The organism is Flavobacterium sp. I3-2, from assembly GCF_013389595.1.
Lineage (GTDB): Bacteria > Bacteroidota > Bacteroidia > Flavobacteriales > Flavobacteriaceae > Flavobacterium.
In genome coordinates this window covers 1,286,026-1,298,802 of the sequence record NZ_CP058306.1, presented here as the reverse complement: position 1 = coordinate 1,298,802, position 12,777 = coordinate 1,286,026, and the positions used below count along the sequence as shown (strand labels likewise).

Here is a 12,777-nt window from a genome sequence, read left to right as displayed (position 1 = left end):
AAACAAACTTTACCCATCTAATATACTGATTTTGAATCTTATTTTTCATAAATTTAATATTTAAAACACTTAAAAAATGAAATCTAAAACTGTAATTCTCTTAATCTTATTTTTTACAGCATTTAAAATATGTAATGCTCAAGATAGAAAATCGTTGAATAAAGCTATTTTCAAAGTACTAAATGCTTATGAAAATAAAGATGATAAAACAATGAATAGTATGATTTCAAAAGATATTGGAATTGTATTTTATATCGTCGGGGCGCACATGATAATATAACCATATACGATTCTTTTTCTTTTGAAAATCCGGTTCCTGAATATTTACCTTATGAAAAAATTGGTAAAACAGCTACAAAAATCAAACATCAAGTATTACCTGAATTTGATTGTTCGGTTGAAAAATTTAATCTACCACCTGGTATTTATTGTTAAAAAACCACCAAAGAAAGAAATCTCTCTACGGTGGCTAAACACGAAAACGAATTTTTAGACGCAAATTGGACACCCGAACACTTTAAACTATTCAACAAAATTGAAGATAACGGTTATAGAATCATCGCTTATAACAGAAGTGATATTGATAGTATATTTATTTTTCATCTTACTTGGCTAAATAACAAATGGTATTTAACTGTCATCGATCGTTTTGAAGTTTGTTCCGCTTAAATCATTAATAAACAAATATTTAAATCGAAAGAAAAAGAGATTTTAAATGATTAAAATAACAAAATTTTCATGTTAAAAAAATAACAAGAATTATCAAATAAATAAAAAAATCAAAAATAATTAGGAAATTATTAAAATACTGTTTTATATTTGCAGCATTAAATAATTCATTAACTATAAAAACGAAGAGCAATGTTCAAATCAAGTACATATCAAAATTCAGTTGTTGCAAACGCTTTTGCAATGGCCTTTCTTCGTGCTATCCAATCGTAATATAAATTTCTTTATATCATAAAAGCTCGAAGATAACTTCGGGCTTTTTCTTTTTATTCCACATTCTAGACAAAAGAATAACTTTTAAAATACTTCCGAAGTAGAAATAGTTGGCGCCAATTATTTCAAAAACTTAATGTATGATTAAAAAATCGATACAATGGAAGATTCAATATTCTTTACCACTCGATTAAAATCCAAACGTACAAAAACACGATTAGTAAAAACAGATTTCGAAAAGAAGATTCGCTTAAATAACAAACGTCAAAAAGAACTTTGGAACGAGAAACAAACTATTCCGTTAGTTCCGTTAGCAGTTCCATATCAAAAGAGTTATGTACGATATTTTGTTTTGCGTGATGATATTAAAAACGAAAAAGACATCACTTTCTTTTCAGAAATCTTAAAGAAGATAAACACAGAACAATTTTCATATTCGAAAAAGTTTACAAAAAAGAAAAAACAATACAGAAAACGAATAGATGTTCCAACAACGCAATATTTGAGATTGTTATATCCGTATGAATATTCGGGAAAAGATTCAAAGCTAAATGAGCGTGAACGCGAGTATTTTATTCAGACACAAGTTTATAATCAATTTACAAAAACGTTTCAGACTTTTTATGAATTTATTCAACCTTGGCGTTTTCGATTAATCGTAAAACCGAACATGATAACGCATTATAAACCGATAAATAGTGAATTGGAACGTGAATTGGCCGAAATAGATAAATTCTGTGATGCTTACAAAAATCGTGGTTTGTACTATAAAAAGATAGCAGGTGGAAGTTACAGCTATCACAGTAAACCCAATTTAAAAAATCCTTTTAAAGGAAAAAAATTTTACAACAATAAAAACTCAGCTTCAGAAATAGCTGAAATCCTGTCGGAGCAATCCAACCAGGTTTCTAAAAGATATCATTTATGAAAACTAAAATATCAGGAAAAGACTTTATAAAATTAGGCTTTCCGCAAAATAATACCATAAACATTGCTTTAGGGCAAATACAACGATACAGAAAAAAAGACAAAAAAGAAACCATTTTAAGCGAAGCCAAAGACGTTTTATTAAATCCAGAAAAATTTATTGGCGACGGAACTTGGGGCAAAGTAGCCGAAGGTTTAACCAAACCCGTTGAAGTACGTTTACAAGAATTGAAAAAAACGCGTGCGCCATTTTCTATTTTTGGAGAAAACGAAATCGATGAACAAGCAAAATTTCAATTGTACGATGCTTTAAAATTACCGATTGCCGTAAAAGGTGCTTTGATGCCCGATGCGCATTCGGGTTACGGATTGCCTATTGGTGGCGTGTTGGCAACAGATAATGCTGTGATTCCGTATGGAGTTGGCGTTGATATCGGTTGCAGAATGAGTATGTCTGTTTTTGATTTACCTGCCAATTTCTTAAAAGGTAAGACGCATCAATTGATACAGATTTTACAAGAACACACGAAATTCGGAATGAAAGAAGTTCACAAAACAAAAGCCGACCATGAGATTTTTGAACGTTCGATTTTTAATGAAATTCCGATTTTGAAAAATCTAAAATCAAAAGCGTATCAACAATTAGGAACATCGGGCGGTGGAAATCATTTTGTTGAATTCGGAGTTGTGAAATTAACCGAAGTTAAACCTGAATGGAATTTACAACCTGGCGAATATCTTGCCGTTTTATCGCACAGCGGTTCGCGCGGATTAGGAGCAAACATTGCCAAACATTATACCTATTTGGCAAGTAAACAATGTCCGCTTCCAAAGCAAGTACAGCATTTGGCTTGGTTAGATTTGAATACACACGATGGACAGGAATATTGGTTAGCGATGAATCTTGCAGGAGATTACGCAAAAGCTTGTCACGATGATATTCACCGAAGATTAGCAAAAGCTTTAGGAAAACGTGTGGTTTTTACGATTGAGAATCATCACAATTTTGCTTGGAAAGAAATGGTTGATGGTTTTGAACGCATCGTTCACAGAAAAGGAGCAACTCCTGCAGGCGAAGGTGTTTTGGGAATTATTCCCGGATCGATGACCGCAAACGGTTTTATCGTTGAAGGTTTAGGAAACGATTTAAGTATCAACTCGGCATCACACGGCGCAGGAAGAAAATTATCAAGAGCAAAATGCAAATCAACAATTACCAAAAGTTTTATGAATGCGCAAATCAAAGACGCGGGAATTGAATTGATTGGCGGAAGTGTTGACGAAGCTCCGTTTGCTTACAAAAACATTAAAACGGTAATGAATTTACAAACCGAATTGGTCAAAGTTTTAGGAACATTTACACCTAAAATTGTACGAATGGATAAATAATAAAGATATGGGAGCACCACATAATAAAAAAAGATATGGAGAAACTTGGCCTGAATTTAGAGTTCAGGCAGGTTTAGAAATTTTAGATAAACTAAAAAATAAAGTAATTATTTCTGGTGGTTGGGCTTGGCATTTTATGTCCGAGCCAAATCACACAGAATATAAACATGCACACGACCACAAAGACATTGATATTTTTGTTCGAAAAGAGAATGTTGCCGAAGTTGTTAGCTTATTACTTCAGAATGATTTCGAAAAAGTTTGGACTCGTTATGACCATTTGGCAAGCGAAGAAAATTTTCGACGTTATGAAAAAATTATTGAATTAGATTCTGAAAAAACATTTCGAGTGACAATTGATTTTTTTGAAAGAAATGATTTAGAAACAATTGAAGTTAATGGATTTACGATTGTTAAGCCAGAGCTTTTGTTGAGCTTTTACAGAAACATTCATTCTAGCGATAAATGCTGGGCGGTTATGGCTGCAAAAGAATTGATTGCAAAAGGAATAAATCCTGTTAATCATCCAAAACTAACAGCACTGCCAATATGAAAAAATTAATACAAATAACATCAGGTCGTGGTCCTGCAGAATGCAATTTTGTGGTCACGAATGTGTTTCGGAAATTTTCAGAAGCTTGCAAAAAAGAAGCAATTGACATCGAAGTTATCGAACGAGAAATTGATGCAGACTTTAATCAAATCACCAACATTCTTTTAGAAATTGAAGGTGAGCATCTGAATACGTTTTTATCTGCTTGGATTGGAACCATTTTATGGATTGGAAAAAGTCCTTACAGAAAATTTCATCAACGTAAGAATTGGTTTATTGGTTGTTTCGAAGTCGAAATCCCAAAACAAAATAACATGCTTGCAAATGAAATTGTTTATCAATCGATGCGCAGTTCCGGAAACGGAGGACAAAATGTAAACAAAGTAAATTCGGCAGTTCGGGCAACGCACAAACCAACGGGGATTTCTGTTGTTTCGATGGATTCGCGTTCGCAACATCAAAACAAGAAAATTGCGACAACGCGTTTATTGCTTAAATTACAAGAAGCCGAAAACGAAAAACTAAAAGATTTAGCGAATGAAAAATGGAACAACCAAACTTCCATTGAAAGAGGAAATCCTGTAAAAACTTTTAGAGGAGAAAAATTTTTATAACAAAACCGTCCGTTGAAATTCAACGGACGGTTTTTGTTTTAATTTAAAAAAATTTACTTCAATAAGTTATTATCCAAAACGTTTCCTAAAATAATAGCTGCAAGGTCATCCATAGAAAGACTCATATTTTCGCTTGATTTACTACCAGAAATCATAATCACTTTATTGTTAATCAATATCAACTGGTTATTAATTTCTGGATAAACCTGATTACCAAATTTCACATTAGAAATCATACTATACCAAATAGCTACAGGATTGTTATCTTTATCAAAAACTTCATAAATTTTCCCAACACCATTATTTCCCTTTCTTCTTTTGAAAGTTCCAATGAGGTCACGATTATTTCTAAGAATTTGACCTGTATTATCGTTAAAAGTAACCTTACTTTGTTTTAATAATGCAACTACTCTATTCTCTTCATTTTCAATTAATTTAGCTTCAGCTAAAATCTCATCTTTCACATTCAAATTAGAAGTCAACATCACATCAACAACAGTTTTATCCAAACCATTAGAAGTAAACAGCTTATAGTCACCCAAAGTAAAATCTATTAGCATTTTCTTTTCTAACGAAAGAGGACTTTTATCACTTTTATTAAATAATGAAACATTAATTGTTCCGTCTGGTGAAGAAACTTCATAATAAATTATTCTTGAATTTTCATTAATGTTTTGAATATTTGGTTTTATTTTGACAACTTCATTTCCTTCTAGGTCATAGATTGTATACCATTTTTTGGAATCACTAAATTTTGCTATCTCAATTTTATCGAATATAATTTTGTCTTTTTTGGTTTTAATATCTTGTCCAAACATTAATAAACCTGAAAAAAGTAATGTTGTTAAAATAATCTTTCTCATTTGTGTGTTTTTTATAAACTTTAAATGTATTAGATTATTTCAGTAAATAACATAACTGAAATTGGCTATTTTTTAATAAACTTATTTACAGCTTTGCCTGAATTGGTTTTAACTTCAATTAAATAAATTCCTGATGTAAAATTTGAAACATCTAAACGATTTTCATTTGATTTTAAAACTTGGCGCCCTTGTACATTAAAAATGGTAACATCTAAAATCTGTTCTTCTGTATGGATATTTAAATAATCTGAAGTTGGATTTGGATACATAGAGAACACTATTTTATTCGATTTATCTACAGAAAGTACAGATTGAGCAGATTTGTAGAAATGATTTGGAATCACACCAACAATAAATGTATTCAGTAAATTTCCTTGATTAGAATAAACAAAAGCATTTCCTGGTTGCACATAGTTTCCTGCGTCAGCAATATAAATCTTATCATTTATAACATTTAGTCCATACATTCCGTAAGAACCTTCGATATTAGTTTGTATAAAAGGAGTTGAATTAAATGAATCTGTTGCAAGATTAAATTTGTAAACATCTGCACTATCCGCAATATATAAATATTCACCATCTGTATCCATATGGAAAGCTTTTAATCCAATTGGCAAATCAAAACTATTTGTAACTGTGTTTGTAGTAAGATTGATTTTATAAATTTTAGCCGGAGAAAGTGCTGGCATCCAAGATCTAATTCCGCATAATACATACAAATCATTTCCGATAACTAAAAGTTCTGATGGAGTTGAACTAACTGTAATTTCTTGTGAAACATTTGTAGTAATGTCGTACACTGTAATTATATTTCCGCTTTCGTGAGCAATGTATAATTTTCCATTTACTTCTTTTATTTTCTCAGTACCATCTGCAACAGTAATTGTATCAACAATTGTATTTGTTTGTAAATCTATAACTGCAATATAATCGTTTAATGGAGTGCCCCAACAAGTAATATATGCTTTGCCGTTGAAAATAGCAGCATATCTTGGATTATCAAAACCCGAAACAGTTGCAATTAATTCAAACGTTTTATTGTTAATAATTTTTACTTGATTTGACAGATTCAATACAACTACAGCAATATCATTTTGCATAGTTAAACTTTGAGCCGTATTTCCTAAACTCACACCTGGATTAGCGATTCCAAAAACGTTATTTGTTAAATCGTTTTGAGCTGAGATGAAAGATAATGACGAAGTTTCTGTTCCTGCTCCTCCTTCGTTTAAAACGATAACACCGTCTAGATACTCGGTTTGAGAATAACCAAAAAAGTTAAGAAGGACGGTTAATATTAAAAATATATTTTTTTTCATAATTTATTATTTAGTTTAGTTTTTAATGAATTTAATTAAATCTGACCCTGCATTGGTTTTAACTTTTAAAAGGTAAATACCAGACGAAAGATTTGAAACATCTAAACGATTTTCATTTGATTTTAAAACTTGGCGTCCTTGTATATTAAAGATAGTAACATCTAAAATCGGTTCTTCTGAATGGATATTTAAATAATCTGAAGTTGGACTTGGATAAATTTTAAACTCCATTTTTTGTTCGTTTTGATTCGATAAAGTTGCAGAAGCTTCTTGTGGCGTAAACGGACGACGTGTAGCAAAACTCAATCCAAGCCAATCGTTATTAGATAAAGTCACTTGTGCTAAATCGGTTTTTGTTTGCCAATTTGACAAATCGGTTCCTTGATAAATCTTCCAAGGATTTGTTGCAGTTGCAGTTCCTGAATTTGAAGCCAAGTTTAAAGTTGCAATTTGATTTGCGTTTGTAGTAAAATTAAAATAAGAAGTTTCTGTTTGAATCAATTGTAAAGCTTGTTCAGCAGTAATTGTTCCGTTATATTGAATTCCAAAAACATACGAATTTTCAACCTCATCGGTTTGCGTTCCAAAATCTACTACAACTAAACTCTTGTTTGTTCCTGTTCCAATCCAATTGGTAATTTGTGACGCTTGAAACCATTGCGAGCTGTATGCTGGAATTGGCGTTACTGGAGCTTCTGACGTTGGATTATAAAAACCATAAGATAAACCATACCATAATCCATTTTGAACAGATGAAGAAATTCCTCCATTCATTGAAAAAGTTTCTGCACTTGAACCTGACCAAGTACTCCACCAATCGGGTTCACTATCTAAACCACTATGCGAATTAAAAATGACATCACTCAAAAAACCAGTTCCTGAAGCAGGATTGATTGAAAAATTTGGTTCTGCATCAGCTATAGCTACCAGAATACTTCCCATTGTCACAACATCTCCAGAATTAAAACGATAACCCCAAGCATAAGAACGATCATCTGTTCCATCTTTAAAATCAACAACTAAATAAGCTGTTTGATTTCCTTGACCAACGAAATATTTCACATCGTTAGAAGTAAATTGTGCAAAAATGGTTTGCGTAAAAAAGAGTAAGAAATACAAAGTAATTCTTTTCATAATATAAAAAATTAAAAGTTTTGTTCCATAACTTTACGAAGTTTATATATGAAAGAATTTGACAAAATTGCCAGAAAAGATTCCATACACTTTAACTCCCGAAAGTTGAAATTATATTAAGGTAGGTCTCCTGGCTTGCATCTTATTGTTGGCCTTCCCAGAAAAAATCCAGTGGCATGTAGATAACAATAAGTTTATAGCTTACAGTTGCGGGTACAGCTTAAGAATTGATTTGCATCGCACTTAATTCCCTTTTATTGAACATGGTTCAACCTTAGATTGCAAATTTAAACATTTTTATACGATAATTCTAGAAAACGAATTCTTATATAAAACTGTAAAAATAATTCACTATTTTAACTTAAATACAAAATTATGATTTAAATTTAATTGAATTTAAAATCACATTCTAAATTAAAATGAGAAACAAAAAACTAGACCCACTTTTTGAAATCATCAAAAAAGAAACAAATCAATCCAAAAGAGCATTAATTTTTTTAGGATTACCTGTTTTATTGCTTGTTGTATATGGTTCTGTAAAGTTATTTTCGAGTATAGAAGCAGCTGAAATCACTACTAAATTGGTACTAAATTACCTTTTATTCATTTTTTGCATTGGAATGATGTTTGGAATAGGTTTTTATTCCATAAAAAAGAGAGAGAATTTCTATAAGAGAAAAGATTTTCAATGGTTTATAAAACATCCAGAAGATGTAATTAGCTATCAAATTATTGCAGGTGGAATACCAAAGATAGAATTGATTGGAGAAAATAATAAATCAACTTTTATATTTAATAGTTCGGAACTAGAAGCTGAAAAGATATTAAAAAGAACTTTCCCAAATATTGAAATTAATAAGAAAAGAGTTGATGATTTTCTGTTTGAAGAAGAAATTTTGGAAACTCAAAAAGTAAATAAAAATATATTACTTCAAAATATCCCTGCCGATTTAAAAATTTATTTTTTATCTATAGAAAATTACAAAACGGAATATTATAAAAAGAAAAAATATTCCATTTTCTTAATGGTATTTGTACTTCTTGTTTTTTTAACTAGTGCAATTAGCTTTTTTACAGGTTTTCCTGATTTTTTTATATTCGGATATCGAAGTATTAGCTTTTACATTTTAATTGTACTTTCGTTGATTTTTATATTATTTCGTTATGATGACTATAAAGAAACTAAAGAATGGTTGATTTATTTCCAGAAAAAACAATCCGAAATTATTTGGATTTATCCTACAGAAACACAGAATTCGATAAACGGAATTCGGACAGGAAAAACAAAAGCAATTTATGTTTGTAATTCAAAAGGTAAAAAATTATATGTGCTACCTTTTGAAGATTTGGAATATACGTATTTTTGGTTAACATCGTATTTTGACAATGCAATTAGTGGATTTAGTTATGAATACGAATCATTATATACAAACCAGCCCCATTCGTTTGTACAACAAATAAAAAACAGGAGAATTTGATAATTTCTTATTATTCAAGTGCTAATCTGATTGGAAAACGATAGCGACAACGACTTGGAATTCCATCAACTTCACAAGCTTTAAATTTTGTACTTTTTATGATTCGAATTGCCTCTGCATCACAAGTTTCGCAAAGACTTCTTTTCACTGTAATATCAGAAGCATAACCGTCATTTTCGATAACAAAATCAATCACTAAAAGCCCGGACACTCCATTCACTAATGCATCATCCGGAAATTCATACTTACTTATAAATGACTCTCTAAAATCTTCACCATTCGAAGTTAAAAGCACACCTTTGATTTGTGAAATTTCGGTTTGGGAATCCGAATCTTCAGTTTTTGGAGTAAATTCAACCGGTCCTCGCTCAATTTCTTTTGTAACCACTTGCGCAAATGAAAAATTAAAAACAGATAACATAAAAATTAAAAACAAGATTTTCATAACTATTATTTTTTACTTAAAGATAAAAAAAAGATGTCTAGTAAAGACATCTTTTTAAAATTATTCGACATTAAACTCAACATTTTCAAACAATTGAGGAACTGGAGCTTTAAAAGTTAGCTTTACTTTAGTTTGCTTTTCAGAATTATCTATTTTTAAAGTTCCTTCAGTAACATTAAAATATCCTGCTGAACCTTTACAATAACAATGACGACCAAACATTAATTTTACTTCTTGTAATTCCTCGTTTTTATATTCCTTTTTAAAAGTCTTTGCAGGAATTTCTATATAGATTTCTTCTTTATGAAAATCATCTGCGTAATCACCTTCGGCTTTTTTACGATCAAATTCATATTGAATTAAAATCGTTTCAGAGTTTTCGACAATTTTAGGATAAACCTTATCTGAATAAGCGTCTTTTCCTAAACCTTTTCCAACATCACGAGTTGCAGTACACGTTCCGTTTTCTGGACAATCCGTTTTAATTGTAACCGTTTTTCCTAACCAATTTGTAGTACTTACTCCTTTGGTTGTATTGCAACTTGCCAAAATAGCCATTGTTGCGATTGCTAACATTTTTTTCATATAATTAATAAAATTATTTTCCGTTAAAAGCGGTCATAGTATTACCAAGTCCAGCTAGAGCAAACGATTTTACAGCTTCGGCACTTACAGATAAACGCTCTTTTAAAGCTTCTGTTTCTTCATCTGACCAATTGCCTAAAACATAATCTGCTTGTTGTCCTTTTTTGAATTCATCTGAAATACCAAATCTAAAGCGAGGATAATCTGTAGCCGCAAGCAAAGCTTGAATGCTTTTTAATCCATTATGTCCACCATCAGATCCTTTAGGTTTGATACGAATTGTTCCGAAAGGCAAATTTAAATCATCAGTAATTACAAGTATATTTTCTTTTTCAATTTTTTCTTTTTCCATCCAATATTGGACTGCCTTACCAGACAAATTCATATATGTATTTGGTTTTAAAAGCAATAAAGTTCTTCCTTTGATTTTTACCTCAGCCAAAGCACCTAATTTTACCGTCTGAAAATCGACATTTGCTTCGCGAGCAATAAAATCGACAACCTTAAATCCGATATTATGACGAGTATTTACGTATTCTGCTCCAATATTTCCTAACCCAACAATTAAAAATTTCTTCATTATACTCCTTTACTTCTATTTTTTAAATAGTTTAAATAATTCAGTTACAAATGTATTAGAATTAATAAAAAAAATATTCTACAATCATCTAAATTTTTAAACATATTTCTTAACGGTAAAATAATATTATTTATAGAATAGTTTTATCTTTATGGTTTATTATGTAATTACAGAAAAGATGGGGTTTGAATATATAGAAATTGAACGTGTAAGCAAGCTTACCAAGAAAGAATTTATTGAAAACTACTACAAAAAACAAAGACCAGTGGTAATTACCAATCAGATTGAAGATTGGCCTGCATTTACAAAATGGAATTTAGAATACATTAGAGAATTAGCTGGCGATAAAATGGTTCCACTTTATGATAGCCGTAAAACCGATTATACAAAAAAAGTAAACGAACCTGATTTCACAATGACCATGTCTGAGTATATTGACATCATGAAAAAAGGCCCATCTGATTTGCGTATTTTTTTATACAATTTAATGAAAGATGCACCATCTATGAAAGACGATATGCGTTGGCCTGACTTAGGTTTACGTTTGATTAAAAGTTTACCTTTGGTTTTCTTTGGTGGTGAGGATGCAAAAGTTTTCATGCATTACGATATTGATTTTCCGAATATTTTTCACTTTCATTTTGATGGAAAAAAACAATGTGTTTTAGTTGACCCAAAAGATACGAAATACATGTATCGTTTGCCATATTCTTGGCTTTGTCATGAAGATATTGATTTTGACAATCCTGATTTTGAAAGATTTCCTGCTTTAAAGAAAATAAACCCGTATATCACGCATTTAAATCACGGCGAAATGCTTTATATGCCAGAAGGTTGGTGGCATTATATGAAATATCAAACGCCAGGATTTTCGTTAAGTTTACGTTCTTTAGCCGGAAGACCAAAAAATTTAATCGGCGGTTTACGTAATGTTTTAATAAATAGAATTTACGATAACTTTATGAGAAAACGCAAAGGACAAGCTTGGCTAGACTACAAAGATGCCGAAGCAATCCGCAGAACAAACGCACAATTATAAAAAAATGAGTCAGATTATTCTTGACTCATTTTTGTTTTCATTAAATCTGAAAAGTTGTTTTTAGTATTGGGTATTTTTTAATTACAGGAATTTTGGTTACTTTTTCTTTTTTGGATTTATTTTTAGTTATCACAATGTTATTTATAGTAATATATCGTAAAGATTCTTTTGGTAATTCATAAACAATAACTTCTGCATAAGTTTCACTATCATATTCAGAAATCCTTTGATTCAAAATTTCAAAATTATTACTATCAAATTCTCTTATCAATTTATCTTTGTCTGGTACATATGAAATTACAATTGAATCGTTTCTTTTCTCCATCCATTTATCTTCAACTTCTGAAAAAGGTTCAGAAACAATTCCATTCTTTACTATAAAAATTGTAGGAATTATAATTACAAGAAATTCTCCAAACCAAACAGCCCATAACAAAATTCCAGAAATAGGATTGCCGCTTTCAATTGAAAATGTTCCATATTGATTCAATACAATGATGTCGTTTATTAAAATATTCGGATGAGTAAAAACTAAAATAAAATCTTTAAATAAAATTTCAATATCTTCAGAATTCAAATTAAACGTAAAACCTTTTTCGCTCAAGATTAACACATCGAAAATTACCCATTGCATATAAATTGCAAATAATCCTGAAAAAACAGCTAATAATAAAGCAATTTTCAAGTTTCTGATTTTACCTAATTTTATTCCAAAATTTACAGCAGAACCAACAAGAAATCCAAAAAATCCGGCAGTAATTGCCGCAAACCAAATATTTGGAATTATTTTATTTATTACGATATATAAAAGCGAAGTAAAAATTGCTCCAACAATTCCTAAAAAAAGAGCTGTCAAAATTCCAACTACTGATGCTTTTCCAGATGGTTTATATTTTTTCATTTATAATT

General features: G+C 30.4%; 15 protein-coding genes and 1 riboswitch. Of the genes, 8 read left to right on the top strand and 7 right to left on the bottom strand.

The window, feature by feature from the left end:
• Positions 1 to 76: 76 nt before the first annotated feature.
• The 6 genes from HW119_RS06135 (at position 77) to prfH (ending at position 4,425) form a co-directional block, all read left to right on the top strand.
• Positions 77 to 280, top strand: coding sequence for a hypothetical protein (locus HW119_RS06135; RefSeq protein ID WP_177762178.1), 204 nt, complete (start codon positions 77 to 79; stop codon positions 278 to 280).
• Between the two features lie 185 nt (positions 281 to 465).
• Positions 466 to 669: a hypothetical protein gene (locus tag HW119_RS06130; protein ID WP_177762176.1), complete on the top strand. Its 204-nt coding sequence runs from the start codon at positions 466 to 468 to the stop codon at positions 667 to 669.
• Positions 670 to 1,102: 433 nt separating this feature from the next.
• Positions 1,103 to 1,870, top strand: coding sequence for a hypothetical protein (locus HW119_RS06125; RefSeq protein WP_177762174.1), 768 nt, complete (start codon positions 1,103 to 1,105; stop codon positions 1,868 to 1,870).
• Positions 1,867 to 3,258 carry an RtcB family protein gene (locus HW119_RS06120; protein ID WP_177762172.1) on the top strand — a complete coding sequence of 464 codons (1,392 nt, stop codon included), beginning with the start codon at positions 1,867 to 1,869 and terminating at the stop codon, positions 3,256 to 3,258. The genes HW119_RS06125 and HW119_RS06120 overlap by 4 nt, the downstream gene beginning before the upstream one ends.
• Complete coding sequence (locus HW119_RS06115) at positions 3,239 to 3,811, top strand: hypothetical protein (RefSeq protein WP_255498035.1); 573 nt, start codon at positions 3,239 to 3,241, stop codon at positions 3,809 to 3,811. Before HW119_RS06120 ends, HW119_RS06115 begins: the two co-directional genes overlap by 20 nt.
• Positions 3,808 to 4,425: a peptide chain release factor H gene (prfH, locus tag HW119_RS06110; protein ID WP_177762168.1), complete on the top strand. Its 618-nt coding sequence runs from the start codon at positions 3,808 to 3,810 to the stop codon at positions 4,423 to 4,425. Before HW119_RS06115 ends, prfH begins: the two co-directional genes overlap by 4 nt.
• A gap of 53 nt (positions 4,426 to 4,478) precedes the next feature.
• Here the strand turns inward: prfH and HW119_RS06105 are convergent, their stop codons facing one another.
• The 3 genes from HW119_RS06105 to HW119_RS06095 all read right to left on the bottom strand — a co-directional run bounded on the left by HW119_RS06105 (position 4,479) and on the right by HW119_RS06095 (position 7,741).
• Positions 4,479 to 5,288 carry a hypothetical protein gene (locus HW119_RS06105; RefSeq protein ID WP_177762166.1) on the bottom strand — a complete coding sequence of 270 codons (810 nt, stop codon included), beginning with the start codon at positions 5,286 to 5,288 and terminating at the stop codon, positions 4,479 to 4,481.
• Between the two features lie 65 nt (positions 5,289 to 5,353).
• A complete protein-coding gene (locus tag HW119_RS06100; protein ID WP_177762164.1) occupies positions 5,354 to 6,607 on the bottom strand; it encodes a T9SS type A sorting domain-containing protein in 1,254 nt (417 codons plus the stop codon).
• Between the two features lie 15 nt (positions 6,608 to 6,622).
• Positions 6,623 to 7,741 (bottom strand): T9SS type A sorting domain-containing protein, encoded by a 1,119-nt coding sequence (locus tag HW119_RS06095; protein WP_177762162.1) that lies wholly within the window; start codon positions 7,739 to 7,741, stop codon positions 6,623 to 6,625.
• A gap of 102 nt (positions 7,742 to 7,843) precedes the next feature.
• A riboswitch (cobalamin riboswitch) is annotated at positions 7,844 to 8,033 on the bottom strand.
• Positions 8,034 to 8,160: 127 nt separating this feature from the next.
• Between HW119_RS06095 and HW119_RS06090 the strand changes: the two genes are divergently transcribed.
• Positions 8,161 to 9,219 (top strand): hypothetical protein, encoded by a 1,059-nt coding sequence (locus HW119_RS06090; protein WP_177762160.1) that lies wholly within the window; start codon positions 8,161 to 8,163, stop codon positions 9,217 to 9,219.
• A gap of 10 nt (positions 9,220 to 9,229) precedes the next feature.
• Here HW119_RS06090 and HW119_RS06085 read toward each other — a convergent pair whose 3' ends face one another.
• Genes HW119_RS06085 through pth form a run of 3 tightly spaced genes read right to left on the bottom strand, consistent with a single transcriptional unit; the run spans position 9,230 to position 10,829 of the window.
• Positions 9,230 to 9,664 (bottom strand): energy transducer TonB, encoded by a 435-nt coding sequence (locus HW119_RS06085; protein ID WP_177762157.1) that lies wholly within the window; start codon positions 9,662 to 9,664, stop codon positions 9,230 to 9,232.
• 60 nt (positions 9,665 to 9,724) lie between these two features.
• Entirely contained in the window at positions 9,725 to 10,249 is a 525-nt protein-coding gene (locus HW119_RS06080) for a hypothetical protein (protein WP_177762155.1), read from the bottom strand.
• A 13-nt stretch (positions 10,250 to 10,262) separates the two neighbouring features.
• Positions 10,263 to 10,829: an aminoacyl-tRNA hydrolase gene (pth, locus tag HW119_RS06075; protein ID WP_177762153.1), complete on the bottom strand. Its 567-nt coding sequence runs from the start codon at positions 10,827 to 10,829 to the stop codon at positions 10,263 to 10,265.
• Positions 10,830 to 10,980: 151 nt separating this feature from the next.
• On the opposite strand from pth, the gene HW119_RS06070 reads away from it, so the two are divergent.
• Complete coding sequence (locus HW119_RS06070; protein WP_255498033.1) at positions 10,981 to 11,868, top strand: cupin-like domain-containing protein; 888 nt, start codon at positions 10,981 to 10,983, stop codon at positions 11,866 to 11,868.
• A 40-nt stretch (positions 11,869 to 11,908) separates the two neighbouring features.
• Here the strand turns inward: HW119_RS06070 and HW119_RS06065 are convergent, their stop codons facing one another.
• On the bottom strand, positions 11,909 to 12,769 hold the full coding sequence (locus tag HW119_RS06065) for a hypothetical protein (RefSeq protein WP_177762151.1): 861 nt from the start codon (positions 12,767 to 12,769) through the stop codon (positions 11,909 to 11,911).
• Positions 12,770 to 12,777: the final 8 nt, after the last annotated feature.

Excerpts from the sequence above, each read along its gene's own strand:
- HW119_RS06135 (WP_177762178.1), top strand. The coding sequence starts at position 77 with ATGAAATCTAAAACTGTAATTCTCTTAATCTTATTTTTTACAGCATTT.
- HW119_RS06125 (WP_177762174.1), top strand. The coding sequence starts at position 1,103 with ATGGAAGATTCAATATTCTTTACCACTCGATTAAAATCCAAACGTACA.
- HW119_RS06120 (WP_177762172.1), top strand. The coding sequence starts at position 1,867 with ATGAAAACTAAAATATCAGGAAAAGACTTTATAAAATTAGGCTTTCCG.
- prfH (WP_177762168.1), top strand. The coding sequence starts at position 3,808 with ATGAAAAAATTAATACAAATAACATCAGGTCGTGGTCCTGCAGAATGC.
- HW119_RS06105 (WP_177762166.1), bottom strand. The coding sequence starts at position 5,288 with ATGAGAAAGATTATTTTAACAACATTACTTTTTTCAGGTTTATTAATG.
- HW119_RS06100 (WP_177762164.1), bottom strand. The coding sequence starts at position 6,607 with ATGAAAAAAAATATATTTTTAATATTAACCGTCCTTCTTAACTTTTTT.
- HW119_RS06095 (WP_177762162.1), bottom strand. The coding sequence starts at position 7,741 with ATGAAAAGAATTACTTTGTATTTCTTACTCTTTTTTACGCAAACCATT.
- HW119_RS06090 (WP_177762160.1), top strand. The coding sequence starts at position 8,161 with ATGAGAAACAAAAAACTAGACCCACTTTTTGAAATCATCAAAAAAGAA.
- HW119_RS06085 (WP_177762157.1), bottom strand. The coding sequence starts at position 9,664 with ATGAAAATCTTGTTTTTAATTTTTATGTTATCTGTTTTTAATTTTTCA.
- HW119_RS06080 (WP_177762155.1), bottom strand. The coding sequence starts at position 10,249 with ATGAAAAAAATGTTAGCAATCGCAACAATGGCTATTTTGGCAAGTTGC.
- pth (WP_177762153.1), bottom strand. The coding sequence starts at position 10,829 with ATGAAGAAATTTTTAATTGTTGGGTTAGGAAATATTGGAGCAGAATAC.
- HW119_RS06070 (WP_255498033.1), top strand. The coding sequence starts at position 10,981 with ATGGTTTATTATGTAATTACAGAAAAGATGGGGTTTGAATATATAGAA.
- HW119_RS06065 (WP_177762151.1), bottom strand. The coding sequence starts at position 12,769 with ATGAAAAAATATAAACCATCTGGAAAAGCATCAGTAGTTGGAATTTTG.